Below are 26,104 nucleotides of genomic sequence, written 5' to 3'. Positions count from 1 at the left end.
GGTTCACTCACGTACACCGCCCTCAAGGCTCACCGAGGCGACCCGGGCCTCGGTGCCGAGCCGGCGGCCCACCTGCTGCATGAGGGTGTGCATGGCCACGGCCAGCACCTCGGCCTCGACGTCCTGGGAGGCCACGACCGCGAGGTGGGTGCCGGCGCCCGCGGCGGAGATGAACAGCCACAGGTCGGCCATCTCGACGATGACCTGCTGCACGGGACCGCCGTTGAACAGCTTCCCGGCGCCGCGGGCCAGGCTCTGCTGGCCGGTGGCCACCGCGGCCAGGCGCTCGGCGTCCCGGCGGGCGATGGAACGGGACTGACTCACCACCAGCCCGTCGTCCGACAGCACGATCGCGTGCTGTGTGCCGGGGACCTGTTCGACCAGGCCATCCAGCAACCAGTCGAGGTCCTGATGCGTGGCGGTCGTTCGCTGTGTCATGGTCAGTCTTCCGTCGTGGTCCGTCTGCGGTGCGGCAGGACCTCGGGGCGATCCTGCTCTCCGGCGCGGTGATCCGCCGTGCCGGCTCGGTCGGTGGTGATGCCCCGGTCGGCCACGGCCGTGTGGGCGGTGAAGGCTCCCTGCCGGGCCATCCTGGACTGGCGCTGGAAGGCCCCGATCGTCGCGCCCGAGCGGGCCGCGCCTCCCGCGCGGGCCGCCGGCCGCTCCGGTGCCGGAGTGGGCCTAGTGTCGCCGTCCGGGTCGCGCAGCTCGTCGACGAGGCTGGCCATGCGCACCCGCTTGGGCAGCGGCTCGGTGCTGGGCAGGCGGGGCTCCGGCGCGTCGGCGGGACGGGGAGCCGGAGCCGTCCTGGGCCGCTCGGGCATGCGCCGTACGCCGCCCGGGGTCCCCCCGGAAGCCCGGCGCGGGCCGGAGCCCGGGGCCGGGGGCAGGTCGAACGCGCCGACATGCGCCGTGGGCGCGGTCCGCGGCATCGGCGGCACCCGGTCCGAGGAGGCGGCCGAGCCGGCCATGGCGCCGACGGGCTCGGGGGTCCGCTCGGCCACGGCGTCCTCGAGGACGAGTTCCTCGGGGATGAGGACGACCACCCTGGTGCCGCCGAACGACGAGGGCCGCAGCTCCACCTGGAGACCGAGGCTCTGAGCCAGCCGCGCCACCACGTACAGGCCCAGCCGGACGTCCTCGGCCCGCGACAGCACGTCCATCCGGGGCGGGTCGGCCATCAGCCGGTTCGCCTCCGCGTACTCCCCGGGTGACATGCCCATGCCGCGGTCCTCGATCTCCACGGCGAGCCCGCGCCCCACCCGGGACGCGTAGACCTCCACGGGGGTCGGCGGCTTCGAGAACGCCACCGCGTTCTCCATCAGCTCGGCCAGCACATGGACGACCAGACCGACGGCGCGTTCCGTCAGCCAGACCTCGCCCTCCACCTCGATCTGGACCCGCCGGTAGTCCTGGACCTCGCTCTGCGCCGAGCGCAGCACGTCCACCATCAGCACCGGCTTGCGCCACTTGCGCTGCGGCTGGCCGCCGCCGAGGATCACCAGGTTCTCCTCGTACCGCCGCAGCCGGGCCGTCAGGTGGTCGAGGTCGAACAGGCCCTCCAGGACCTCGGGGTCCTCGTGCCGGCGCTCCAGTTCGTTGAGCTTCTTCATCTGGAGCCCGATCAGCAGCTGCGTACGGCGGGCGATGCGCTGGAGCAGCTTCTCGAAGCCGCGGAACTGGCCGATCTGGGTCACCGTGGTGTCCAGGGCGCTGTGCCGGGCGAGGTTGAGGGCCTGCCCCAACTGGCCCAGCTCGTCGTCGCCGTGCTGGATCGGCGGCAGCTCGGCGTCGGGGTCGACCGCCTCGCCCCGCCGCATCCGCTCGACCACGTCCGGCATCCGGGTCTGCAGGTCCAGCGCCGCCTGGCGCAGGGCGAAGATCCGCCGCCGCAGCATCCGGGTGAGCAGCAGGCTGATCACGACGACCAGGACGACGGCCACCGCGTCCAGGGCGCTGGTGACGATCAACTTCGTCTGCATCGAGTCCAGTTCGTCCGCGATGGAGGCGTTGATGGTGACCCAGTAGGCCTGGTTGAACTTCTGGAGCTGGGGGGCGATCTGGCTCATGCCGCCGCTCCACTTCTTGGCGAGCGCGGCGGAGACGGCTCCGTCGGCGGACGACGATCCGCGCAGTACGGTCTGTTCGCTCGCCGTCTTCTGCTTCCAGGCGCTGCCCGACATCAGCTTCTCGTACATGGCCACCTGCACGGCGGGCATGTTGGGCAGCACCTTGGCCTCGTAGATGAACCGCTGCGATCCCACCAGCTCGGCCAACTGGCCGCGTTCGTCGGCCGACAGGCGTCCCGTCGCACCGGCGCGGCTGACGATCGCGTTCTCGCGCGCGACCATCTCCATGCCCCAGATGGCGTCGTTGGCGGGCCGGATGCGGTAGTCGATGTCGGCCATGCCGAGGTAGCTCATGGTGGAGAAGAGCTTGAGGTCGGCGGAGGTGAGAGCGGTGTAGTCGTCGTAGGTCTGCTGCTGGGTGGAGCTCCGGCGGTCGACGGCCTCGCGGTAACTCTCCAGCTTCCCGAGGCTCTTGATCACATTGGAGACGTCGCGGTCGAGGTCGGCGGGGCCGTCCCAGCCGCTGCTGGGGAGCGCCAGGACCGGCTTCACCGCCGCGTCGGTACGGTCGCGCTGGGCCGCCAGCTGGGTGCGGTACGCGTCGGGGTCGGCCAACGCCGCGCCGCTGAGCCGCCGTTCCTCCTGGAGGTTGTACCAGGCCTGGGCGACCTTGACCGAGGACTGCTGTGCCGAGTCACTGCGGTCCTTCTGTGTCCGCCAGTCGCTGTACAGCTGCACGGAGGTCGTCGACCACAGGGCCACGAGAGCCACGCAGGGCACCAGCGCCAGCACCAACAGGGCTGTGCGCAGCGATAGTTGACGCCTTCCCCCACTGTCCGTACGGCTCTGCTTCTTCGACGCGCGTGCATGCACTGCCACGGATGTCCCCAGCATGCTCGGAATGACGGACCGTTAGGGTCCGCTCGACGGGGCGAGATGTTACCGCTTGCGGAGATTATGTAAATATGCTCCGCAAATCGATTTAGCGGCCACCGCGGGTCAGCCTACAACCGGCAGAGCCGCCGGAGGCGAACTTTGAACGATTGCCCCCTAGAACGATTTAGCTTCGGACGCTAACGTGTGCCGCCGACTCCCTTCGCATCCTCATCACATCCTGCGCACCGCAGAGGAGCCGTCCACGCATGTGCAGCGCCGACGAGACCGAACACCCCACCCGCCGAACCCTGTTGGGCGCGGTGACGGCCTCGGCCCTGGCCGTCGCCCCGCTGATCGGGGCTTCACCGGCCTCGGCCGCGACCGCCTCCGACACCACCGACGCCGCCGACGCGGACCTGAGCCTGGTCCTGCTCGGCACCAACGCCGGACCGCCACCCCTGGCCGACCGGTACGGCATCTCCTCCGCGCTGGTGGTGAACGGCAAGACCTACGTCATCGACTGCGGCCGCGGAGCCGTCACCCAGTACATGCGCGCAGGCCTGTCCCTGCCCTCCCTGACCGGCATCTTCCTCACCCACCTGCACGCCGACCACATCGTCGACTACTACGCCTTCCCGCTGCTGGCCGCCGGCGCGGCCGGCACCCAGGGCTTCCAGACGACGGTTTCCGTCTACGGCCCCGGCTCCGCAGGGATCGCCTCCACCGTGACCGGCGCCCCCGGCACCGTCCCCGGCACCGTCGAGATGACGAAGCTGGCCGGCCAGGCCTACGCCGCATCCCCCACCTTCTTCATGACCGAGCACGCCGGCATCGACCCGGCCACCCTCCTGACCGTCCACGACGTCCTGCCCCCGGACGCCACCGGCGCCTCCGCGACGAACACCGCGCCCGCCATGCAGCCGTTCACGGTCATGGAGGACGACAACGTCAAGGTCACCGCCATCCTCGTCCCGCACGGCGCCGTGTACCCGGCCTACGCCTACCGCTTCGACACCGACCACGGCAGCGTCGTCTTCTCCGGCGACACCGCCCCCACCCCCAACATCATCACCCTCGCCCAGGACGCCGACGTCCTCGTCCACGAGGCCGTCTACCCCGACGGACTGCTCGGCCTCGGCCTCCCCCAGGCCCTCGTCGACCACATCCTGGCCACCCACACCGACGTCGCGAAACTCGGCGCCATCGCCGCCGCGGCCAATGTCGGCACCCTCGTCGCCACCCACCTCGGCCCCGGCGACCCGGCCACCGTCCCCGACACCACCTGGCGCCGCCTCCTGCGCGCCAGCGCGAGCAGCGCCGGCTACAACGGCCGCATGATCCTGGGCAGCGACCTCCTGCACCTCCCCGTGAAACACCGGGGGTAGCCGGGCGGCGGCCGGGCCGCCTACTGTCGGCGCTTCTTGCCGTCCAGCTCGTCCCACCACTCGTCGGACTTCGGGTCGCCGGAGGGGTCGTCCCACCAGCGGTCGTCCGGCCCGCGCCGGTTCGCGACCATCGCGGCGACGGGTGGGATGACCATGGCGACCACGCACATGGCCACGGCCGCCGGGATCGACCAGATGCGTACGACTCCCCAGGCCAGGACGAAGAGACCGATGCAGGTCCCCATCATGGCGAAATACACGCGACGCCGCCGTGCCAGCATGCCTCCAGAGTAGGCCCGGGCATGCCGAAGGGCCGTACTCCGAGTGAGTACGGCCCCTGCGGCGTTCAGCCCTCAGACCGCGATCGCGACCTCGGCCAGGCCGCCCTGCTGGGCGACGACCGTGCGGTCGGCGGTGGCGCCGGGAACCAGCGCGCGGACGGTCCAGGTGCCCTCGGCCGCGTAGAAGCGGAACTGGCCCGTGGCGGAGGTGGGGACCTCCGCGGTGAACTCACCGGTCGAGTCCAGGAGACGGACGTAACCGACGACGGGCTCGCCGTCCTTCGTCACCTGGCCCTGGATGGTCGTCTCACCGGGCTTGATCGTCGAGGCGTCCGGGCCGCCGGCCTTCGCTCCACACATGTCTTTCTCCAGATTCAGAGGGGTCTGACCGGAAGGAAGGCCGGTCGGGTTGAGAGGTTTTCGGGGCTTACTTGTTGGCGCCGAGCTCGATCGGGACGCCGACGAGGCTGCCGTACTCGGTCCAGGAGCCGTCGTAGTTCTTGACGTTCTCGACACCGAGCAGCTCGTGCAGGACGAACCAGGTCAGGGCCGAGCGCTCACCGATGCGGCAGTAGGCGATCGTGTCCTTGGCGAGGTCCACCTGCTCCTCGGCGTAGAGCTCCTTGAGCTCCTCGTCCGACTTGAAGGTGCCGTCGTCGTTGGCGTTCTTCGACCACGGGATGTTGCGCGCGGACGGGACGTGACCCGGACGCTGCGACTGCTCCTGCGGCAGGTGCGCGGGAGCGAGCAGCTTGCCGGAGAACTCGTCGGGGGAACGGACGTCGACGAGGTTCTGCGAGCCGATGGCCGCCACGACGTCGTCGCGGAAGGCGCGGATGGAGGTGTCCTGCGGCTTGGCCTTGTAGTCGGTCGTCGGGCGCTCGGGCACCTCCTCGACCAGCTCGCGGGCGTCCAGCTCCCACTTCTTGCGGCCGCCGTCGAGAAGCTTGACGTTCTCGTGGCCGTAGAGCTTGAAGTACCAGTAGGCGTACGAGGCGAACCAGTTGTTGTTGCCGCCGTAGAGGATCACCAGGGTGTCGTTGGCGATGCCCTTCGACGACAGAAGCTTCTCGAAGCCCTCCTGGTCGATGAAGTCACGGCGGACCGGGTCCTGCAGGTCCTTGGTCCAGTCGATACGGATCGCGTTCTTGATGTGGTTCTTCTCGTAGGCGGACGTGTCCTCGTCCACCTCCACGATCGCGATCTCGGGGTTGTCCAGGTTCTCCTGGACCCAGTCGGCGTCTACGAGGACGTCGCTGCGGCTCATGCTCTTTCTCCTCCGGGGCAGTTCGGGGCGCACGGGTGCCCGTGACAGGGCAGCTGGGAATGCGGAGGTCGGTGCCGTCCGCTCAGAAGGCGCGACAGAGCATGGCGGCGACGCGGCACAGGTCTACTGCCCGCCGCTTCGTGAGAACCGCCTGTCGCTTCATAGCGTTGAGCTTAGGGACGGAAACGCGGGCATGTCACCGGTGTGTCGTATTGTGAGATGCGATCGTCCGGAATGCGGGATGAATCAACCGGGAAGGCCGCTCCCGCAGGGGTTCGCGGCCCGTGTAGCCGCCGTCACACCTCTGGTACGGACATCACCGTCTCGCCCTTCGGACTGCCCTACCCCGCCAGCTTGACGTTCGAACCCTTCACCGCGATCTCCACACCATCCGCCGCGGCCTTCACCGAGTCCAGCTTGATGCCGCCGGGGAGCTGGTCGATGGCCTGGCCGAAGTCGGAGGCCTGGCGGAAGCGGTCCTCGACGAGGCTGATCCCGGGGAGCTTGGGGAGGTTGTCGGCGTGCACCTGGACGGTGTTGTTCTTGACGGTGACCGCGCTGAGGACGTTCACCCTCTGGTTGTCGACAGCGGGTCCGTTGACCTCGAGGGTGACCTTGATCTTGCCGTTGCCGCCGTCGCCGAGACCGACGACCTTGCCGGTGTAACCGAGGCCGATGTCGACGGGCTCCGTCGCCGCGTTCTTCAGCAGCTCGTCGTAGGAGACCAGCGCGGTGCCGGTGGCGGTCTGCGCGGTGGCGGAGCTGTAGTCGCCGCTGAAGGTGACGTCCTTCATGTCGGCGTGCAGGTCGTCGATGCGGATGGTCTTGCCGGCGGTGCCGGTGTCGGCCTCGTAGTCCTTGATGTCGACCACGACGTCGTCCAGTTCACCGGAGGCGACCTGGGTGAGGAAGGGGAAGCCCTTGATCGAGACGTCCGGGGTGGCGTCCAGCCCCTCGGTGCTGCGCACCTTGTCGGCCGCCTCGTTCTCGGCGAAGTGCACGGCCACGCGGTCGGCGATCACGAACAGGCCGCCCAGGATCACGACGACGATCAGAAGTATTCGCAGGGCGCGCATGCGGTGATTCCCCCCGGAGCGGCGGTAGGCGGAGCGGCGTTTCGACCGACGGACGGGTTGGCCGTCGACGGCGACACTAACCCCCGGGGCAAGGGGAGCCGGAAAATTGTCGATCACCTGTGACAGAGCCGGAGGGGGCCCGGGAGGCCGCCGACATCCCCGCCCTCGAAGGCATCACCCGCTGAGCGCGCGCCCCATCACATAGACCGCCGGTGCTGCCGCCGCCAGTGGCAGCGCCACACCCGCCGTGAAGTGGACGAACCTCGACGGATAGTCGTAGCTCGCGACCCGGTGCCCGATCAGGGCGCACACCGCCGCGCCCGCGCCCAGTAGCGCACCCTTCGCGCCCAGACCCGTCATCCCGCCGACCGCGATGCCCGCGCCCGCCGCCGCGAGGACGGAGACGACCACCGAGGCCGGCGTGGGCAGCGGGAGGGCGCGGGCCAGGACGGCCACCGCGACCGCCGCCGCGCCCACGGACACCGCGTCCGGGTCGGCGGCGAGGTAACCCGCCGCGACGATGGCCAGCGCCGCCGAGGCGACCGTCGCCATCAGGCCGTACATGCGGGTGTCCGGGTCGGCGTGGGAACGCAGCTGCAGGACCAGGGAGAGCAGGACCCAGACGCCCAGCGTGCCGAGGATCGCCGCCGGGCCGTTCTCCCGCCCGGCCGCGAGCAGCGCGACGTCCGCGACCAGCGCGCCCAGGAACGCCAGCGCGATGCCCTGCCGGGCGGGCCACATGCCGTTCAGCCGGAACCAGCCCGCCGCGGTGACGGCCTGGAGGACGACGAGCGGTACGAGGAGGGCGTACGAGCCGACCGCCGCCGTACCGGACAGCAGGAGGCCGAGAAGAGCCGTGAGGCCGGCGGGCTGCATGCCGGGCTCGATGATCGGGGAACGCCCTTCGAGGCGGGCCCGCTGGGCGTCGGTGATGCGGGCGTTGCCGGAGAGGGTGGCGGGGCCGTAGCCGGAGGTCGCCGGGGATTCCTCGGGGACGGGGGCCGGAGCGGGGGCGGAGGCGGGGGCGGGGGCCTGGAGCGGCTCCTGCTGCTGCACCTGCTGGTTCCAGGAAGGGTCCTGGTTCCCGTACTGCGGCGGGAGGTATCCCGTCTCCGCAGCCGTCGTGACCGGCGCCTGGTACTGCGTCTCCCAGGTCTGCCCCTGCCACTGCTGCGTGTACTGCTGCGCGGCATACGGGTCGTCGTACCCCTGCGGCGCCTGCTGCCACCGTGGGTCGTATCCCTGCGGATACTCGTTCTGGTACGGCTGATCCGTCATCGTCACCCTCCTGCGAACGGCGGGAGCACCTCGACCGTGCCGCCGTCGGCCAGCCGTACCGTCTCATGTCCGCGGGTGCCCACGGGGTCACCGTCGACGAGGAACGAGCATCGCCGCAGCACGCGCGCCAGTTCCCCGGGGTGTCGCTCGCGCACCGCGTCCAGCGCCTCGGCGAGGGTGGCCGCGTCATACGGCTCCTCGGCGACCCCGGCCGCGGCCTTCGCGGCGGCCCAGTAGCGCACCGTGACCTTTGGCATCCGCTTCCTCAAATCAGTGGTGATGAACACGGCCAGGCTCACACATGTCCTCGGGAATCGGATAACGGTAGGTCATCCGCCGCCGTCATGCTGCGTGTCCGGCACCGACACCAGATTCGCACACGGATACAGCCGTCGAATGCGTGACCTCTCAACGAAGGCGTCGTTAATCGGATGACAGCATCGCGGACGCGAGGGGGTGCATGTGAGCCGGAAGCTGCGACTCGCCGAGGGCGAGACCTCTCGCGTCGCGTCCGCACGCGTGCCGGTACGTACAGCCGTGGACGAGAAGACCGGCGAGATCCTGCCGCGGGCCGTGCTCACCGAGCGGGTGGGATGGTGCGCCGAGCTGGTGGCGGGCATGGTCTGCCAGCTACTGGTCGAGCACTGGAACGCAGGTGACGTTGATGTACTGGCCGGCGGGGTGGATGCGGGCGGACAGAAACTGCCGTCGAACGCATGGATGGCGCTGCGCCGCCTGGGCTGGACCACCGCTGCACCGGATGCGGTGAAGGTCAACGATCGGATCGTGCGCATGGCCCAGGAGCAGGCAGGCCGCGCCCTGCGGTCGGTGAAGTGGCGTGCTGACCTGGCCGCAGGGGTACTGGCCACGTGGCCGGACGATCCGGCCAAACGCACCCCGGTCGAGTGGCAGCAGGTGCGGGACGCTGTGCCGGGGGGCGAGTATCTGCCATCCAGCATCATCAAGGGCCGTACCCAGCAGGTGGTCAAGTTCCTCAAGATCAACGGTCGCCTGCCGGCCGATGTGTACGAACTGGAGGGCATCCCCAAGGTCCCACGGACTCTGCTGCTTGCCGCGTGCGACGGACAACAGGCCATGGTCGAGCGCTCAGAAACCGAAGCGACACGGGCGCTGCTGAGGCTACAGCTACCCACCCGCCCCGATCCGGCCGGCTACCAGGACTGGACGTGGGTGGCCTGTCGGCTGTCCCTGCCGCCGACCGTACCGGCAGGTGCGGTGCTCCACCTACCCACCCTCCGCATCATGGGCGGACAGGTACGGGCAGACGTCGCATACACACACTCTGTCTTGAAAGCCCAGCGCACCGGGCACACAACCGCTCTCGGCGTGGATTGGGGCCTGAACACGCTCCTGTCCGCAGGGGCCGGCAAGCTCCATGAGGACGGGCGTATCACAACGCTCGGATCGGGAGCGCAGTTCCGGGCCGCTGGGGTGCTGGCCAAACAGCATCGTCTCCGGCGGTTGTCAGAGCGTCTGCACACGAAGGCCGAACAGTACGTACGGCTGCTCGGCGGCCACTGCGACGAGCGGCTGGCAGCGAAGCACGAGCTCCTGCGCAGCGAGATCCGGCACCTGTCCGACCGCAGATCGAACCTCAACGACGCCCTTGCCCGGACCGCTGCCCGTTGGGCCGTTGATCAGGCCATTGCGGCTGGAGCAAGCGTGATCTACCTCGAAGACCTGCGCTCGCTGGAAGCCAAGGGGATGGGCCACACCATGAATACGCGGCTGTCCCAGCAGGTGCGCGGGCAAATCGTCGATCGGACTCGGCACCTGGCCGCCGAAGTCGGCATCGCCGTGGTGACCGTGCCCGCCCGTGACACATCGCGACTGTGTCCGCAGTGTCTTACTCCCCTACGACACCGCAAAGCCCCGGACAGACCGACCGTCTCCGGCTGGAAGTGGGCCCTGTGCCCCAACCAGTCGTGTTCCTGGCAGGGCGATCGGGACGACGGCGCCTGGCGCCGTATTGCCGCGCGCGGCCTTACTCATCAGGCCAAAACCGTCATCGACCGAAGGAGCGGCGGCATGCTGATCCGCTCAGTGGTCGACAAACTCGAAGCCAAGGCCGTCATCTCCCCGAAGACCAGCCGGAAGGACCGGTCGAAGACGGGCTCCACCTGGCCTCACACCTCACGCCCCGCGCCCAGGCGACGCAGGGCACCCTCCCCGACACGGCCTTGCGGTCCTGTCGGCAAGCGTCCGGAGGGACACGCACCAACGGACCGGACCCGGCTGCCCCGTGCAGCCCACCGGCACCAGGGCGTGAAGGCGATCAGCACACCCACCGGCGGTCACCGGCCGCGGGGAGCAGCACTGGGCGCGGGATTCCATCTGCACGCCCACGCTTCCCCACCCAGATGGGCAGAACCTGCGCCAGACGTCATGTCCCGCGTGGACAGCTTGGCTGATCCGAGACGCTAGCCCGCCGCGCCGACAGCCCAGTCCCCGATCCGGCCGAGGAGCTCGTCGTCGGCCGCGTGTTCGGCGTGGCCCATGGGTTCCATCCACAGGTCGGCGTGGCCGTCGGACGCCTCGTGCAGGGACCTGGGGTGGTCCACCGGGAAGTAGCCGTCGCGGTCGCCGTGCACGATCAGGAGGGGGGTGGGCGCGATGTGCGGTACCGCCTCCACGGGGGAGAGCGGGACCGGGTCCCACTCGCGGTGCGTGATCCTCGTACGGAATCCGTAGCGGCCCACCAGGCGGCCCTCGGGGCGGGTTACCAGCCAGTGGAGCTTCCGCATAGGGGCCGTACCCCGGTAGTACCAGCGAGCCGGTGCACTCACCGAAACCACCGCGTCCGAGGACGCTTCCGTGCGCCCCTCCTGCCCCGACCGGTACAGAGCGGCGTGCCGCAGCACCACGGAGCCGCCCATGGAGAAGCCGACGGTGGCCACGCGCGTGTGCCCGAGCTCCCGGGCCCAGCGCACCGCGGCGGCCAGGTCGAGCACTTCCTTGTCGCCGACCGTGGAGAGTCCGCCGGACGCGCCGTGCCCGCGGAAGGAGAAGCTGACCACGGCTCCGTACTGCGCGAACGCGTCGATCACCCGGCGCACGTGCGGCTTGTCCACGTCACCGGTGAAGCCGTGCGCCACGACGAACGCGAGGTGTCCGGCAGGCTGCGCGGAGACGTCGTATACGGCCCTCGACGGGTCGTATACGGAATCGATCGTCACGCCGTCGTCCGTGTGTAGAAACGTCCGTAAAGGTGTGCGTCTGCTCGTCTCGAAGTTCGGACGAACGGTGGATCGCGCCACATGACCTGCCGGAGTAGTGCTCATGTGGGCTATTCTGCTGGGCAGAGGACTCGGGCAGCGTAGCCCCCGGGTCCTTTTGTGCTTTCGGAAGCGTTGTATACGAAGCGGGAAACTCCAGGTGACCGCCGGTGTACGGGGCTTTTCGGGATCGCAGAGCAGGTGATGCACCACACACGTCCTCGCAGGGACCGAGGAGGAACCAGACGTATGAGTTCTCTGCTGCTCCTGACCAATGCCCTCCAGCCGTCGACGGAGGTGCTGCCGGCCCTCGGCCTGCTGCTGCACAACGTGCGCGTGGCACCGGCGGAAGGCCCGGCTCTCGTCGACACCCCGGGTGCCGACGTCATCCTCATCGACGGCCGCCGTGACCTCCCGCAGGTCCGCAGCCTGTGCCAGCTGCTGCGCTCCACCGGCCCCGGCTGTCCGCTCATCCTGGTCGTCACCGAGGGCGGCCTCGCCGCCGTCACCGCCGACTGGGGCATCGACGACGTGCTCCTCGACACCGCCGGTCCCGCAGAGGTCGAGGCCCGGCTGCGGCTGGCCATGGGCCGCCAGCAGATCGTCAACGACGACTCCCCGATGGAGATCCGCAACGGCGACCTGTCGGTCGACGAGGCGACGTACAGCGCGAAGCTGAAGGGCCGGGTCCTCGACCTCACCTTCAAGGAGTTCGAGCTCCTGAAGTACCTCGCCCAGCACCCGGGCCGCGTCTTCACCCGCGCCCAGCTGCTCCAGGAGGTCTGGGGCTACGACTACTTCGGCGGCACCCGGACGGTCGACGTGCACGTACGGCGCCTGCGCGCCAAGCTCGGCCCCGAGCACGAGTCGCTGATCGGCACCGTCCGCAACGTCGGTTATCGATTCGTTACGCCCGAGAAGGCCGACCGCGTCTCCGACGAGGCGAAGGCCAAGGCCGACCGGGCAAAGGCGGAGGATGCGGACGAGACGGTGGCCCTGGACGCGGCCGAGGTACCGGCGGAGGCATAGCGGGCCCCCGGGCAGGGCATTGCTTCCGCATACGAGGTACCCCCGGAAGCTTCCGCTCGCCCTGCCCGGAGCGGGTATATCCGCGTAGACTCCGCGCGTGGCCAAGGTGACTCGGGATGATGTGGCGCGGCTGGCGGGGACTTCGACCGCCGTCGTCAGCTATGTCATCAACAACGGACCCCGGCCGGTCGCCCCGGCAACGCGCGAGCGGGTACTCGCCGCGATCAAGGAGCTGGGGTACCGGCCCGACCGGGTCGCCCAGGCGATGGCGTCCCGGCGCACGGATCTCATAGGCCTGATCATCCCGGACGCCCGCCAGCCCTTCTTCGGCGAGATGGCGCACGCGGTCGAACAGGCCGCGTCCGAGCGCGGGAAAATGGTCCTGGTCGGCAACACCGACTACGTCGCCGAGCGCGAGGTCCACTACCTGCGCGCGTTCCTGGGCATGCGGGTCTCCGGGCTCATCCTCGTCTCGCACGCCCTGAACGACCAGGCGGCCGCCGAGATAGACGCCTGGGACGCCCGGGTGGTGCTGCTGCACGAGCGGCCCGAGGCCATCGACGACGTCGCCGTCGTCACGGACGACCTCGGGGGCGCGCAGCTCGCCGTGCGCCACCTCCTGGAGCACGGCTACGAGTACGTCGCCTGTATGGGCGGTACGGCCGAGACGCCCGCCGTCGGCGACCCCGTCTCCGACCACGTCGAGGGCTGGCGGCGCGCGATGGAGGAGGCCGGCCGGCCCACCGAGGGGCGGCTGTTCGAGGCGCCGTACAACCGCTACGACGCGTACCGGATAGCGCTGGAGCTGCTCGCCGGGCCGCGGCGGCCGCCGGCGATCTTCTGCTCCACCGACGACCAGGCGATCGGTGTCCTGCGCGCGGCCCGCGAGCTGCGCATCGACGTGCCGGGCGAGCTGGCGGTGGCGGGCTTCGACGACATCAAGGAGGCGGCCCTCACGGACCCGCCCCTGACGACGATCGCGTCCGACCGCAGCGCGATGGCGCGGGCGGCGGTGGACCTCGTACTGGACGACGGGCTGCGGGTGGCGGGCTCGCGCCGGGAGCGCCTGAAGACGTTCCCGTCGCGGCTGGTCGTGCGGCGCTCGTGCGGGTGCGAGTGACTCCATGAGGCCTGTCTGAGAGACCCCGCTCAGCTGCCAGTACGGCCTTTATATCGGGCATACGAGGTTCTGGCGGGCTTCTCAGCGGGCACTCAGGAAGCTCTCATGGTCGCGCGACAAGCTCTGTGACATGACCGAGAGCTTCCGCCGCGACGGCGAGTACGAGCAGTACGAGAACCCTTACCAGGGCGCCCAGCAGCACTCCTCGCCCGTGAACCCGGAGTGGCCGCCGCCGCCCGCGCACCAGCCCGCGCAGCAGCACCCCGCGCCGCACCCGCAGCCCGTGGAGCCGGTCACCGTAGAGCCCGGCACCACGGTGTGGCCCGCCCAGGCCGCACACGCCGCGGCGCCCGCCGGCTTCACCGCGGAGGGCAGCGGCGGGGACGGCAGCGGCGGCGGTACGGCCGTGCTGACCGCCGTACCGGCCGAGCCCGCGCCCGGCACCGCGCCGGCCGCGAAGAAGCGCGCCCGGGGTCCCTTCGCCCTGCTGGCCGCCGTCGCGATAGTCGCCGCGGCCGTCGGCGGCGGCACCGCCTACGCCTTCCAGGAGCTGACCGGCAGCGACACCGTCGCCACCAGCTCCACGACCACCAGCGTGGTGCCGTCCAGCAAGAAGGGCGACGTCGCCACCATCGCCGCGGCCGTGAGCCCGAGCGTCGTCGAGATCAGCGCCACCTCCAACTCCGGCGAGTCCACCGGCTCCGGCGTGATCATCACCAGCGACGGCGAGATCATCACCAACAACCACGTCATCTCCGGCGCCTCGTCGATCAAGGTGACGACCAACAACGGCAAGTCGTACACCGCGAAGGTGGTCGGCACCGACAGCAAGAAGGACCTCGCCCTGATCAAGCTGGAGAACGCCTCCGGCCTGACGAAGGCCACCCTCGGCGACTCCGACGGCGTCCAGGTCGGCGACACGGTCGTGGCGATCGGCTCCCCCGAGGGCCTGAGCGGCACCGTCACCAGCGGCATCGTCTCCGCCCTCAACCGTGACGTGACCGTCGCGACCGACGAGGGCCAGAGCCAGAGCCAGGGCCAGGGCGGCAACGGCCAGTGGCCGTTCTCCTTCGGCGGCCAGCAGTTCAACGGCGACACGGGTTCGTCGACGACGACCTACAAGGCGATCCAGACGGACGCCTCGCTCAACCCCGGCAACTCCGGCGGCGCGCTGATCGACGCCTCCGGCGACATCATCGGCATCAACTCCGCGATGTACTCGGCCAGTTCGTCCTCGTCCGGCTCCTCCTCGGACGCCGGCAGCGTCGGCCTCGGCTTCGCCATCCCGATCAACACCGTCAAGTCCGATCTGGCCACGCTGCGGGCCGGCGGCACCGACAGCTGAATCCCCCCTTCACGAGCAGGGAGTACGTCATGATCAAGCAGGTTTCGCACACCGTCACCGGCACCGACCCGGCCGGCTTCGCGCTGGCCCTCGAAGTGGCGTACGAACTGCACGCACCGGCGGCCCGGGCCCCCGAGGTCGCGCCCGCCCTGGGCGCCGGGCGCCGGGCGAGTGCGGCGCGTGGCCGCCGCCGTACGGCAGCCGCCCGCGGCTGAGCCGCTTTCCGCGCTCCGCCTTTACGCGCCCGCCGGGAAACATGCGAGGCTGAAAGCCGTCAGCAGCAGTGCCGGCCCCATGTCGTCCCACCGCACCCGAGGAATCCACGCCCATGAGCCCCGCCGATGGCGACCGTGAACCCCAGCGCATCCTGATCGTCGACGACGAGCCGGCCGTGCGCGAAGCACTTCAGCGCAGCCTCGCCTTCGAGGGGTACGACACCGAGGTCGCGGTGGACGGCGCCGACGCGCTCGAAAAGGCCACGGCCTACCGTCCCGACCTGGTCGTCCTCGACATCCAGATGCCGCGCATGGACGGCCTGACCGCGGCGCGCCGCATGCGGGGTGCGGGCACGACGACGCCGATCCTGATGCTGACGGCGCGGGACACGGTCGGGGACCGGGTGACGGGCCTGGACGCCGGGGCCGACGACTACCTGGTCAAGCCCTTCGAACTCGACGAACTCTTCGCGCGTGTACGTGCGTTGCTGCGGCGCAGCTCCTACGCGGCGGCGGCCGTCGCGGGCGCCGAGGAGGACGAGGCGCTGACCTTCGCGGACCTCCGCATGGACCTCGCCACGCGTGAGGTGACGCGGGACGGGCGGCCGGTGGAGCTGACCCGCACGGAGTTCACGCTCCTGGAGATGTTCATGGCGCACCCGCGCCAGGTCCTCACGCGCGAGCAGATCCTGAAGGCGGTCTGGGGCTTCGACTTCGAGCCGTCGTCGAACTCGCTGGACGTGTACGTCATGTACCTCCGCCGCAAGACGGAGGCGGGCGGCGAGCCGCGACTGGTGCACACGGTGCGGGGAGTCGGGTACGTGCTCCGCCAGGGCGGCGCGGAGTGAGGAAGCCCAGGCTTCTGCGCCGCTTCCAGACCCTGCCGATCAGGTCGCGGCTGGCGTTGCTGGTGGCCGCAGCGGTGGCCTTCGCGGTCGCGGCCGTCTCGGTCACCTGCTGGTTCATCGTGCAGGGGAAGCTGTACGACCAGACGGACAACGACCTCAAGAAGGCCATCGGCATGCGAGGGCCGGACAACGACCTCCGGCAGGTGGTCGTCGACTGTCTGCAGACCCCGCAGCAGTCCACCAACGGTGGCTTCCGCAACAGCTACTCGCAGGTGGTCAAGGCGAACGGGACGGTCTGCCTCTTCCCCAACTCGGTGGGCAAGATCAAGGTCTCGCAGGCCGACAAGACGGTGATCAAGAAGGCGAACACCACCGATGCCCGGGCGGTGTTCCACAACGGCTCGGACGAGGACGGCAACGCCCTGCGTGTGCTGACCATCCCGCTGACCATCACCGACCCCATCACCCAGGTCAGCTCCAACGGTGCCCTGATCGTCGCCGTGTCCCTGAAGGGCACCCAGTCCACCCTCAACGACCTCGCCCTGATCCTGCTCCTCGTCTCCGGCATCGGAGTCCTCGGCGCCGGTGCCGCCGGGCTCTTCGTGGCCCGTGCCGGTCTCCGCCCCGTCGACAAGCTCACCGAGGCCGTGGAGCACGTGGCCCGGACGGAGGACCTCGGCATCCGCATCCCCGTCGAGGACGACGCCGAGGACGAGATCGCGCGGCTCTCCCGGTCCTTCAACTCGATGACCTCCTCGCTCGCCAGCTCCCGCGAGCTCCAGCAGCAGCTCATCGCCGACGCCGGGCACGAGCTGCGCACTCCGCTCACCTCCCTCCGTACCAACATCGAACTCCTCACCCGCAGCGAGGAGACCGGCCGCCCCATCCCCCCGGCCGACCGCAAGGCGCTTCTCGCCTCGGTGAAGGCCCAGATGACCGAACTGGCCTCTCTCATCGGCGACTTGCAGGAGCTGTCGAGGTCGGAGGGCCAGCGGGGCGAGCGGGTGCAGGTCGTGTCGCTCCAGGACACCGTCGAGGCGGCCCTGCGCCGCGCCCGGCTCCGCGGCCCCGAGCTGACGATCACCGCCGACCTCCAGCCCTGGTACGTACGGGCGGAGCCCTCCGCACTGGAGCGGGCGATCGTCAACATCCTCGACAACGCGGTGAAGTTCAGCCCGGAGGGCGGCACGATCGAGGTCCAGCTCGACCACGGCACGCTCACCGTCCGCGACCACGGCCCCGGCATCCCCGCCGACGAACTCCCCCACGTCTTCGACCGCTTCTGGCGCTCCCCCAGCGCCCGCGCCCTGCCGGGCTCGGGCCTCGGCCTGTCGATCGTGGCCCGCACGGTGGAGCAGGCCGGCGGCGAGGTCTCACTCGCCCGCGCGGACGGAGGCGGCACGATGGCGACCGTGCGCCTGCCGGGGGCCCCGACCCCACCGCCGGAAAGCCCGTGACGCCGCCGAACGGGTGAAACGGGGCATACCCGTGCAACCGCTGGGGATGGTGATCTTGGCCAGCTCGCCTCATCACCTCCCCGGGATCCTCCACATGCGTCAACTCCTCGTCGCCGCCGCCGTGTTCGCGGCCCTTGTGCCCACCGCCGCGCCCGCCGCCGCCCGCCCCGCCGCCGTACCGCCGGGACAGGTGTACTTCTGGCCCGAGCCCGGGCAGATGGGTGCGGGCGGCGCCTGGGCGTACACACCGCCCGGTTACCGGGAGGCCGACTCCCGGGTGAAGCGGCACGCGTACTCCTTCGACTCGCACGCCGCCGTCAGCGTCTACGCGATCAGCTACCAGGGCGGTGGCAGCTGTCTGTACCGGGAGATCCGACCGGACGACTACGACAACGACTGGACCGCCTGGGCCACGAAGTTCGACGGGGTCAGCGATACGACCATGGGGTGCGAGCAGGGCTGATCCGCCGATGCTCCTCGCGCGCACCCTCGCACGCGCCCTCGCGCTGCTGACCGGTGGGGTCCTCCTCACCGCCTGTGCCGGCACCAGTCCATCGTCCCCTCCGGCCCGGCCCTCCCCCGACGACCTCATCAAGGCCGCCACCCAGCTCCTCACCGACGGCTGCCTCACCCGCCAGGGGCTCACCCCGCCGCGCCCGGGACAGGGCCCGGCGTCCGAAGCCCGGCAACAGCGGGTCGCCGACGCGCTGTTCGGGGCCGGGCCGGCCGAGCTGTCCCTCACCCTGCCCACCGGGTACGTCGTACGCGCCCACACCGACGGCTGTCTCGCCGCCGCCAACCAGCGGCTCTACGGCGACCAGCGGCGCTGGTTCCGCGCGTCGGTGATCGTCGACAACCTGCGCGCCGAGGCCGCCCGGGCCCACCTCACCCTCGACCGGGTCCGCGCCCGGCACCGCGCCGAACTCGCCGACTATCGGCGGCTGCGCGCCCACGCCGTCCGCGAGGCTTCCGCACTCCTGAACCACACCGATCAGCCATCGACAGAAAGCACCCGACCGTGAAGCGTCTCACCGCCCTGCTCACCGCCACCCTTCTCGCCGCCGGCGCCGTGCTCGCCACCTCCGCCGCCGCGCAGGCCGTGCCCTGCGGCAGCGGCAACTTCTGCGTCTGGACGGACGCGAACTTCACCGGGCTGAAGATCGAGCACAGCGGCGACGACCGCTGGTGGGAGGGGGACATGGCCTGGCACGACTCGTCCTGGGCGAACCACGGCATCTCCGGCCCGGGTGTGAAGGACCACGTGCAGGTCTACTCCGCCCGCGAGCTGCTGGGCCACGTCACCCTCTGCCTGGCCCCGGGCCAGGAGGTCGGCTACAACGCCGCCGCCAACGACCAGGGCGCCTCCCACACCTGGACGACGGGCTGCTGAGAAACCCCGGGCGACCCCGGCAACCTTTCCGTGCGCGGTGACGACCCCTCACCGGTCCCTGTCACCCGCACGGAATGGATGCACCCCCCATGGCCCAGCACAGACGGCGTCGTACCGCCCTCGCGATCGCCATCCCCGTCGCCCTGACGGCCGCCTCGGCCGCCGCCTACGGACTGCTGCCGGGCTCGCAGTCCAGGGCCTCCGCCGCGACCGCGCCGGCCTGGGCCACCGCCACCGCCGACGGCTTCGCCTCCGTCAACGCCCTCGGGCAGAACGGGACTTACGGGGGACGGGACGGCAAGACGGTCACCGTGAAGACCCTCGCCGATCTGGAGAAGTACGCCACCGCCTCCGAGCCGTACGTCATCGTCGTGGCGGCGACCATCACCATGGATCCGGTCGGGAAAGAGATCAAGGTCCAGAGCGACAAGACGATCGTGGGGTCCGGGACCTCCGGGCAGATCGTCGCCGGCGGGTTCTTCCTCGGCGAGGGCGTCCACAACGTGATCATCCGGAACCTGACGATCCGGGACGCCTACCAGGGCACCTGGAACGACAAGGAGCACGACTACGACGGCATCCAGATGGACGGCGCCCACCACGTCTGGATCGACCACAACGACATCCGGCACATGGCCGACGGGCTCATCGACAGCCGCAAGGACACCACGTACCTGACAGTGTCCTGGAACAGGCTCAGCCAGGAGAACAAGGCGTTCGGCATCGGCTGGACCGACAACGTGACTTCGGACATCACGATCCACCACAACTGGATCCGCGAGACCGAGCAGCGCAACCCGTCCACCGACAACGTCGCCCACGCCCACCTGTACAACAACTACCTGGAGGACGACCCGGGCACCGACATCACGTCGTCGTACGGCAACTACTCCCGCGGCAAGACCAACATGCTGCTGGAGAACTCGTACTTCCAGGGCGTCAACAACCCCGTGATCAGGGACAGTACGGCCACGCTCGTGCAGAAGGGGAACGTCTTCTCCGGGACCAGCGGGCGGAACGAGAGCGGGGGCAGCGGGGCCGCCTGGGATCCGAGGAGCTACTACCCGTACACCCTCGACAAGGCCGCCGACGTGCCGGCTCTTCTCAAGTCCGGCGCCGGGCCCCGTACTTCCATCGGTACGACCGCCACGACCACCTCCGCTGCCGCCACCACGCTCACCGTCGCCCAGGACGGGTCCGGGCAGTACAAGACGGTGCAGGCCGCCGTGGACGCCGTGCCGGTCAACAACCCCTCCCGGGTGGTCATCTCGGTCAAGCCGGGCACGTACCGCGAGGTCGTCAAGATCCCGGCGAACAAGCCGCACGTCACCATCCAGGGGGCGGGCAGCAGCCGTAAGGACACGGTGATCGTCTACAACAACGCGGCGGGGACGAAGAAGCCCGACGGGTCGACCTACGGCACTCCCGGCAGCGCCACGGTCTCCGTACAGTCCGACGACTCCCAGCTGCGCAACCTGACCGTCACCAACGACTTCGACGAGGCCACGCACCAGGACATCGCCAATCAGGCCGTGGCACTGCTGACGCAGGCGGACCGGATCTTCCTCGACGGGGTCATCGTCAACGGCGACCAGGACACCCTGGAGATGGAGACCGCGGCCGCGGACAAGCTCGGCCGGGTGTACATCGCCAACTCCTACATCACCGGCAACGTCGACTTCATCTTCGGGCGGGCGACGGCCGTCGTGGACAAGTCCGTCATCACGCTGAAGAAGCGCTGGGACGGCACGTCGGCCGGCTATGTCACCGCCCCGTCGACCGCCGCGGACCGCAAGGGCATCCTGATCAACAGGTCGACGGTCAACGGCGACGTCTCCGCGGCCTCCTTCTACCTCGGGCGCAGCTGGCACCCCGGCGGCAGCACGACCGTCGACCCGCAGACCACGGTCCGCAACTCCACGCTGAGCGCCGCGATCAGGTCCACCCCCTGGTCGGACATGGGCGGCTTCTCCTGGAAGGACGACCGGTTCGCCGAGTACAAGAACACCGGCGCCGGTTCGGGCGCGGCGAGCGGCGACCGCCCGCAGCTGACCGACGCCCAGGCCGCGGACCAGGAGGTCGCCGACTGGCTGGGCGACTGGACGCCGTCCGCGTCCTGACCTTCACAGCTCCCCGCCCTACCATCGGCCTCGAACAACAGGGGGAGGGCGTATGGGCGGGGACGCCGACGGGATCGAGCGGGTGTACCGGAGACGGCGCAGGCCGCCGGGGCTGGTCGTAGGGCTGTTGGGGCTGGTGTGCTGCAACGCCCTGCTCCAGGTCGACGGCTCCGGCGAGGACCGCGACAGGTGGTTCTCGTGGATGACCGTGGCGGCGCTGGCGGTGGCCGCCGCGCATCTCGTCCTGACGCAGTACCGGGCCTACACCCGGGTCACGCGCGAGGGCATCACCGTCCAGTGGGCCGTACGGTCGCGCTCCTGGACCTGGCAGCAGGTGTACGACATCCGGGTCGAGCCCGCGGGGCGGGGTTCGAGCCGGACCAGTCCCCAATGGGTCGCATACCTCCACGACTTCGACGGCCGCCGCTTCCTCCTCCCCCACATCGACGACCGGCAGCTCGACGACCCGTACGCCGAGGTGTCCGACCTCTGCCTGGCCGCCGACCCCGGCCGCAGCCTCGGCTGGGAACGGCTCCCGCAGGTCGAGACCCTGATCCTGCGGCGGGCCGCCCGCCGCAAGGCGTGGATCCGGGCCGCCCTCGGCGCGGCGTTGGTGCTTCTCATCACGTCGGCAGTCGACACCTGGGAAGTCATCGTCGGCCGCCCCGAACACCCGTTCCTGCTGTTCGTGTGCGTGCCGCTGGCCTCCTTCGCCCTGCTGGGTGCCCTGCTGGAGCGGCGCTGGAAGTCGCTGGTCCCAGCTCAGCCATAAGTCGCTGCCAGCTCCAGCACAGCACCTCGTCACACCTTGTTCAGATGGCTCGGAAGACAACGGTTCTGCTGGCCGACGACGACGAGGCCGTGCGGGAGGGGATCGGGCGGCTGCTCCGGTTCGAGGGGTACGACACCCTGCTCGCCGGGGACGGGCGTACCGCCCTCGACCTGCTCGGCGTGCCCGAGGGGGCGCCCGATCTCGTGCTGATGGACGTCACCATGCCCGGCCTCGACGGGCTGGCCGCCACCCGGCGGATCCGGGCCTCCGGGTCCACCGTGCCGATCCTGATGATCACCGGGCGGGATGCCGTGGGCGACCGGATCGTCGCCCTCGACAACGGCGCGGACGGGTATCTCATGAAGCCCTTCGCCGCCGAGGAACTCCTCGCGCGGGTAAGGGCGTTGCTGCGCCGTGTCCCCCGGCAGCCGACCGAGCCCGTCCCCGACCACCGGCTCCGCTTCCAGGACCTCGCCCTGGACCCGCGCACCCGCACCGTCACCCGCGCCGACCGCCCCCTCGACCTCACCAGGACCGAGTACGCCCTGCTGGAGTACCTGATGCGGCACGCGGGCAAGGTGCTCAGCCGCGGGCAGATCCTCAAGGACGTGTGGGGCTTCGACTTCGAGCCGACCTCCAACACCCTCGACGTGTACGTCATGTACCTGCGGCGCAAAACGGAGAGCCGCGGCGAACCGCGGCTCATCCAGACCGTACGGGGACTCGGCTACACCCTCAGGGCTACCACCTGAGGATCATCGTCTCGTCCACCGTCGGCGGTACGTCCGCCACCGCGTCCGGCAGCGGCTCGGCGAGCGCCGCGTAGGCGCCCTGCTTGGCGAGCAGTTCCTTGTGGGTGCCCGACTCGACCAGGCGCCCGCGGTGCACGACCAGGATCCGGTCCGCGTCCGGCGCGAGGCTCAGATCGTGCGTGATCATGATCGTCGTACGGCCCGCCATCAGCTTCCGCAGCGGCGCCACCACCTGGCGGGCGGCCACCGCGTCGAGGCCGGCGGTCGGCTCGTCCAGGACGAGGACCGGTGCCGCGCGCAGCATCGCGCGGGCGATGGCGACCCGCTGGAGCTGGCCGCCGGACAGCGCGGCCGTGCCGGGCGCGATGTGGGTGTCGTAACCCTCGGGCAGTGCGGTGATGAAGTTGTGCGCCGCCGCCTCCTGTGCCGCCCGCTCGATCTCCTCGTCGCTCGCGCCGGGGCGGCCGCAGGCGATGTTCTCGCGGATGGTGCCGTTGAGGATGAGGGTCTCCTGCGGGAGCAGCGCGACGTTCTCGCGCAGGAACTCCAGTGACACGTCGGTGAGCGGGACGCCGTCCAGGGTGATGGTGCCCTGCGCGGGGTCGTAGAAGCGGGTGAGGAGCTTGGAGAGGGTGGACTTGCCGGCGCCGCTGGAGCCGGTGACGATCACCAGCTCGCCGGGGCTCGCGGTGAAGCTCACGTCGCGCAGGGAGGCGCGGCGGGACTCCGGGTAGCGGAAGGAGACGTCGTGGAAGGCGACCCAGCCGCGCGCGGGCCAGGGGGCGACCGGTTCGGCGGGGTCGGTAACGGCCGGCTCCGAGTCCAGGATCTCGTTGAGGCGCTGGGCGCCCGCCGTCGCCGCGGTGAGGGTGAGGCCGAGCTGGCCGAGGCTGCGGACCGGCGGGTAGAGGTAGCCGATGAACGCGGCGAAGGCGAGCAGTTGGCCCAGCGTCATGCGGTCGGCGGAGATCTCCCACACCCCGAGGCCGATCACCGCGAGCACGCACAGCGTCTCGACGACCTCGACGAACTGCTCGTACATCTCGCTCAGCCGTGCGCCGCGCACGCTCGCCCGCATCCAGGCGCGTGCCTCGCGGTCGAGGCGCTTCTCCTCGTCCGCGCGGCGGTTGTACGCCTGCGTCAGCACGATGTTGCCGAGCGACTCCTCGACCACGGAGGTGATCGCGCCGTCGGCGACCCGCTCGTCCTGCGAGGCCGTGCGGATACGGCCGGAGAAGCGGCGCGCGGCCAGGAGGAAGAGGGGGGCCAGGACGAAGGTGGCCAGGGCCAGGTCCCAGCGGAGGTAGAGGGCGGCGGCGGAGTAGAAGACCGCCGAGAAGGCGGCGGAGACGGTGCCGACCACGCCGGAGACGACCATCTGCTCGATGGCCTCGACGTCACCGGTCAGCCGCTCCACCAGGTCGCCCTGGCGGTGCTTCTGGAAGAAGTGCGGGGGCAGGTCCTGGACGTGCCGGAAGACCTTCGCCCGCAGCCGCAGGACGAATCTCTCCGCGGTCCAGGTGGCGAGCGAGTTGCCGAAGTAGCCGACGAGCGCGCCGAGCGCGGCCACGCCCAGCCAGGCGCCGGCCGGACCCCAGAACGCGGTGATCGAACCGGCCTTCAGGGCGTTGTCGGTGAGCTCGGCGAACAGCAGGATCGAGGCGGTCTCGGCGAGCGCGGACACCACCACGCACGCGACGATCGCCGCCAGCCACTTGCGGTCACCGCGGGTCAGCGGCCAGAAGCGGCGGAAGGCCTCGCGGACCTCTCTCATGATCAACTCCCTTCGGGGGCACGGTGGCCACGGCATGGCCGAGGCGGGGCCACCGGCGCGAGCTCGCTCGCTAACCGGTGACCCCGCCTCACGGGACGGCTCAGCCCTGGTGGCCGACGGGGCGGCGCTTCGGGGCCTTCTTCGGCGCGGGCTTGGCGGCGCGCTTCGCGGCGGGCGCGGCCTTCTTGCAGTCGTTCTTCTTGACCGGGGCGATCTTCTTGAAGCTCATGTCTGTGTCCCTCGCTACTGTTCTGCAACAGTCCTTCTACCGATCTGCTGCAATTGCCTGTGATTTACGTGGGTAAATTCTGCGTCAGTGCTTGTGCTCGACCGGGCGCCGCTTCGGGGCCGGCTTCTTCGGAGCGGGCTTCTTGGGCGCGGGAGCGGGCTTGCGGGTCTTCTTGACGGGGACGATCTTGTGGAAGCTCATGATGTTTCCCTCCCTGGTTTCTTTACGTTCTTCTTCTTTACGAGTGACTTACTTGTGGCCGACCGGGCGGCGCTTCGGGGCCGGGGCGGCCTTCTTGACCGGCTTCTTCTTGGGGGCCGGGGCGGGCTTGTGGGTCTTCTTGACCGGGGCGATCTTGTGGAAGCTCATCGTGCTCTCCTTCGTTTCGGTGTCGTCCGCGCCGTTCGCTTTCGACATGGAAAACACTACGGCATTTCCGAAGCCGGAAAAGCCGAATTGCCTTAGACGTCAATAAGGATCGATGTGGGTTGCCTCTGAATTTAAACTGCTACACAAACCCCGGAACTGGAACCGCGCTCACACAGAATTTACGCGGGAAAAGGGAACGGCCGCCGGTCTGTGACCGGCGGCCGTCTGCGGGCGGGGAGGGGCGTCACGTCTCCGTGCGGTACATCAGGTCCGTCTCGTACGTGGTGAAGCCGAGCCGCTCGTACACGGACACCGCCGCCTTGTTGTCGGCGTCGACGTAGAGCATCGCCGTCGGCAGCCCCTGCGCCTCCAGGTGCCGCAGCCCGATCGTGGTGAGCGCCTTGCCGAGCCCCCCGCCCTGCTCGCCGGGCCGCACTCCCAGCACGTACACCTCGCCCAGCCGCTCTTCCGCGTGCACCTTCGTCCAGTGGAAGCCGACGAGTTCGTCGCCGCGGAAGGCGAGGAAGAAGCCGGCCGGGTCGAACCAGGGCTCGGCCATGCGGGCGTCGAGGTCCCGCTGGGTCAGCGAGCCCTGCTCGGGATGGTGGGCGAAGGCCGCCGCGTTCACCGCGAGCCAGGCCGCGTCGTCCTGGCCGGGCACGAAGGTCCGCACGGTCACGTCCAGCGGCAGCACCGGCTCGGACAGGTTCAGCCCCTCCAACGGCCGCCGCATCTGGCGCAGTTCACGGAAGAGGGTGAGCCCGAGGACCTGCGCGAGATGCCGGGCGGCGGAGTGGCCGCCGTGCGCCCACACCCGCAGCCGCTTGCCGGACGCGGCGAGCAGGGCCGAGCCCAGCGCCCGCCCGTGCCCGTGCCCGCGGTGCGCGGGGTGCACGACCAGTTCGGCGGCCGGCGCCTCCACGGGGTCGGTGTCCTCCAGCTGCGCGTAGCCGACGAGTTCCTCGCCGACCGTGAGCAGCAGATGGGAGACGCCCTCGCGCTCGCCGTCGCGCAGTTGCAGCCGGCCCTGCTCGGACACCGCCTGCCGGCCGTCGTTCTTGGCGGCCTCCGCCAGCAGGGCGAGCACGGCCTCGGTCTGCCCGGGGGAGAGCGCGGAGTGGGTCTCGATGGAGCGGGTCCGGCCCGCGTTTGCGGTGTCGTCGCTGGTCATGCGTACGAGGGTAAAGGCGTCGGCCGTCAAAGTGGGGGCGGGTGG

General features: G+C 70.2%; 27 protein-coding genes. 14 read left to right on the top strand and 13 right to left on the bottom strand.

Features of this window, described 5'->3' with window-relative positions; all coding sequences use genetic code 11:
* Positions 1–3: 3 nt before the first annotated feature.
* Both MQP27_RS13070 and MQP27_RS13065 read right to left on the bottom strand, forming a co-directional pair.
* The gene (locus tag MQP27_RS13070) at positions 4–438 is read right to left on the bottom strand and encodes a roadblock/LC7 domain-containing protein (protein WP_242765222.1); all 435 of its coding nucleotides are present in this window, start codon (positions 436–438) and stop codon (positions 4–6) included.
* A 2-nt stretch (positions 439–440) separates the two neighbouring features.
* Complete coding sequence (locus MQP27_RS13065) at positions 441–2,948, bottom strand: sensor histidine kinase (protein WP_242765221.1); 2,508 nt, start codon at positions 2,946–2,948, stop codon at positions 441–443.
* 263 nt (positions 2,949–3,211) lie between these two features.
* Between MQP27_RS13065 and MQP27_RS13060 the strand changes: the two genes are divergently transcribed.
* The gene (locus tag MQP27_RS13060) at positions 3,212–4,330 is read left to right on the top strand and encodes an MBL fold metallo-hydrolase (protein WP_242765220.1); all 1,119 of its coding nucleotides are present in this window, start codon (positions 3,212–3,214) and stop codon (positions 4,328–4,330) included.
* Between the two features lie 20 nt (positions 4,331–4,350).
* On the opposite strand, the gene MQP27_RS13055 is transcribed toward MQP27_RS13060, so the two are convergent.
* The 7 genes from MQP27_RS13055 to MQP27_RS13030 all read right to left on the bottom strand — a co-directional run bounded on the left by MQP27_RS13055 (position 4,351) and on the right by MQP27_RS13030 (position 8,489).
* Complete coding sequence (locus MQP27_RS13055; protein WP_242765218.1) at positions 4,351–4,611, bottom strand: DUF3099 domain-containing protein; 261 nt, start codon at positions 4,609–4,611, stop codon at positions 4,351–4,353.
* Positions 4,612–4,683: 72 nt separating this feature from the next.
* Complete coding sequence (locus MQP27_RS13050; RefSeq protein ID WP_003991226.1) at positions 4,684–4,971, bottom strand: DUF1416 domain-containing protein; 288 nt, start codon at positions 4,969–4,971, stop codon at positions 4,684–4,686.
* Positions 4,972–5,038: 67 nt separating this feature from the next.
* The gene (locus tag MQP27_RS13045) at positions 5,039–5,878 is read right to left on the bottom strand and encodes a sulfurtransferase (RefSeq protein ID WP_242765216.1); all 840 of its coding nucleotides are present in this window, start codon (positions 5,876–5,878) and stop codon (positions 5,039–5,041) included.
* Between the two features lie 82 nt (positions 5,879–5,960).
* Complete coding sequence (locus MQP27_RS51625; protein ID WP_372511200.1) at positions 5,961–6,041, bottom strand: putative leader peptide; 81 nt, start codon at positions 6,039–6,041, stop codon at positions 5,961–5,963.
* Positions 6,042–6,219: 178 nt separating this feature from the next.
* Complete coding sequence (locus tag MQP27_RS13040; protein WP_242765214.1) at positions 6,220–6,954, bottom strand: LmeA family phospholipid-binding protein; 735 nt, start codon at positions 6,952–6,954, stop codon at positions 6,220–6,222.
* A 174-nt stretch (positions 6,955–7,128) separates the two neighbouring features.
* Positions 7,129–8,232: a hypothetical protein gene (locus MQP27_RS13035; RefSeq protein WP_242765212.1), complete on the bottom strand. Its 1,104-nt coding sequence runs from the start codon at positions 8,230–8,232 to the stop codon at positions 7,129–7,131.
* A 2-nt stretch (positions 8,233–8,234) separates the two neighbouring features.
* Positions 8,235–8,489 carry a MoaD/ThiS family protein gene (locus MQP27_RS13030; protein ID WP_242765210.1) on the bottom strand — a complete coding sequence of 85 codons (255 nt, stop codon included), beginning with the start codon at positions 8,487–8,489 and terminating at the stop codon, positions 8,235–8,237.
* A gap of 280 nt (positions 8,490–8,769) precedes the next feature.
* On the opposite strand from MQP27_RS13030, the gene MQP27_RS13025 reads away from it, so the two are divergent.
* A complete protein-coding gene (locus tag MQP27_RS13025) occupies positions 8,770–10,677 on the top strand; it encodes a zinc ribbon domain-containing protein (RefSeq protein ID WP_242765208.1) in 1,908 nt (635 codons plus the stop codon).
* On the opposite strand, the gene MQP27_RS13020 is transcribed toward MQP27_RS13025, so the two are convergent.
* Entirely contained in the window at positions 10,674–11,534 is an 861-nt protein-coding gene (locus MQP27_RS13020) for an alpha/beta hydrolase (RefSeq protein WP_242765206.1), read from the bottom strand. The two genes, MQP27_RS13025 and MQP27_RS13020, sit on opposite strands and share 4 nt — an antisense overlap.
* 183 nt (positions 11,535–11,717) lie before the next feature.
* Between MQP27_RS13020 and MQP27_RS13015 the strand changes: the two genes are divergently transcribed.
* From MQP27_RS13015 to MQP27_RS12960, 12 genes are all read left to right on the top strand, one after another.
* Positions 11,718–12,497 (top strand): winged helix-turn-helix transcriptional regulator, encoded by a 780-nt coding sequence (locus tag MQP27_RS13015; protein ID WP_242765204.1) that lies wholly within the window; start codon positions 11,718–11,720, stop codon positions 12,495–12,497.
* Positions 12,498–12,594: 97 nt separating this feature from the next.
* The gene (locus MQP27_RS13010; RefSeq protein WP_242765202.1) at positions 12,595–13,617 is read left to right on the top strand and encodes a LacI family DNA-binding transcriptional regulator; all 1,023 of its coding nucleotides are present in this window, start codon (positions 12,595–12,597) and stop codon (positions 13,615–13,617) included.
* Positions 13,618–13,747: 130 nt separating this feature from the next.
* Positions 13,748–14,962: a S1C family serine protease gene (locus MQP27_RS13005; RefSeq protein ID WP_242765200.1), complete on the top strand. Its 1,215-nt coding sequence runs from the start codon at positions 13,748–13,750 to the stop codon at positions 14,960–14,962.
* A 29-nt stretch (positions 14,963–14,991) separates the two neighbouring features.
* Positions 14,992–15,177 (top strand): hypothetical protein, encoded by a 186-nt coding sequence (locus MQP27_RS13000; protein WP_242765198.1) that lies wholly within the window; start codon positions 14,992–14,994, stop codon positions 15,175–15,177.
* A 113-nt stretch (positions 15,178–15,290) separates the two neighbouring features.
* Positions 15,291–16,025, top strand: a complete 735-nt coding sequence (locus tag MQP27_RS12995; protein ID WP_242765196.1) for a response regulator transcription factor — start codon at positions 15,291–15,293, stop codon at positions 16,023–16,025.
* Positions 16,022–17,482, top strand: coding sequence for a HAMP domain-containing sensor histidine kinase (locus MQP27_RS12990; RefSeq protein ID WP_242765194.1), 1,461 nt, complete (start codon positions 16,022–16,024; stop codon positions 17,480–17,482). Before MQP27_RS12995 ends, MQP27_RS12990 begins: the two co-directional genes overlap by 4 nt.
* A gap of 94 nt (positions 17,483–17,576) precedes the next feature.
* Positions 17,577–17,945 carry a hypothetical protein gene (locus tag MQP27_RS12985; protein WP_242765192.1) on the top strand — a complete coding sequence of 123 codons (369 nt, stop codon included), beginning with the start codon at positions 17,577–17,579 and terminating at the stop codon, positions 17,943–17,945.
* Between the two features lie 7 nt (positions 17,946–17,952).
* On the top strand, positions 17,953–18,504 hold the full coding sequence (locus MQP27_RS12980; protein ID WP_242765190.1) for a hypothetical protein: 552 nt from the start codon (positions 17,953–17,955) through the stop codon (positions 18,502–18,504).
* Entirely contained in the window at positions 18,501–18,872 is a 372-nt protein-coding gene (locus tag MQP27_RS12975; protein ID WP_242765188.1) for a peptidase inhibitor family I36 protein, read from the top strand. The genes MQP27_RS12980 and MQP27_RS12975 overlap by 4 nt, the downstream gene beginning before the upstream one ends.
* 89 nt (positions 18,873–18,961) lie before the next feature.
* A complete protein-coding gene (locus tag MQP27_RS12970; RefSeq protein WP_242765186.1) occupies positions 18,962–20,992 on the top strand; it encodes a pectinesterase family protein in 2,031 nt (676 codons plus the stop codon).
* A gap of 52 nt (positions 20,993–21,044) precedes the next feature.
* Positions 21,045–21,764 carry a PH domain-containing protein gene (locus MQP27_RS12965; RefSeq protein ID WP_242765184.1) on the top strand — a complete coding sequence of 240 codons (720 nt, stop codon included), beginning with the start codon at positions 21,045–21,047 and terminating at the stop codon, positions 21,762–21,764.
* A gap of 44 nt (positions 21,765–21,808) precedes the next feature.
* On the top strand, positions 21,809–22,516 hold the full coding sequence (locus MQP27_RS12960) for a response regulator transcription factor (protein WP_242765182.1): 708 nt from the start codon (positions 21,809–21,811) through the stop codon (positions 22,514–22,516).
* Here MQP27_RS12960 and MQP27_RS12955 read toward each other — a convergent pair.
* From MQP27_RS12955 to mshD, 3 genes are all read right to left on the bottom strand, one after another.
* Positions 22,506–24,290, bottom strand: a complete 1,785-nt coding sequence (locus tag MQP27_RS12955; protein ID WP_242765180.1) for an ABC transporter ATP-binding protein — start codon at positions 24,288–24,290, stop codon at positions 22,506–22,508. The genes MQP27_RS12960 and MQP27_RS12955 overlap by 11 nt on opposite strands.
* Positions 24,291–24,390: 100 nt before the next feature.
* Positions 24,391–24,519 (bottom strand): hypothetical protein, encoded by a 129-nt coding sequence (locus tag MQP27_RS50920; RefSeq protein ID WP_278196046.1) that lies wholly within the window; start codon positions 24,517–24,519, stop codon positions 24,391–24,393.
* Between the two features lie 613 nt (positions 24,520–25,132).
* Positions 25,133–26,059, bottom strand: a complete 927-nt coding sequence (mshD, locus tag MQP27_RS12950; RefSeq protein ID WP_242765178.1) for a mycothiol synthase — start codon at positions 26,057–26,059, stop codon at positions 25,133–25,135.
* Positions 26,060–26,104 lie beyond the last annotated feature (45 nt).

Source organism: Streptomyces cylindrosporus, from assembly GCF_022698165.1.
GTDB lineage: Bacteria > Actinomycetota > Actinomycetes > Streptomycetales > Streptomycetaceae > Streptomyces > Streptomyces cylindrosporus.
The sequence above is the reverse complement of the archived record's forward strand: the minus strand, read 5'-3'. Positions and strand labels throughout refer to the sequence as shown.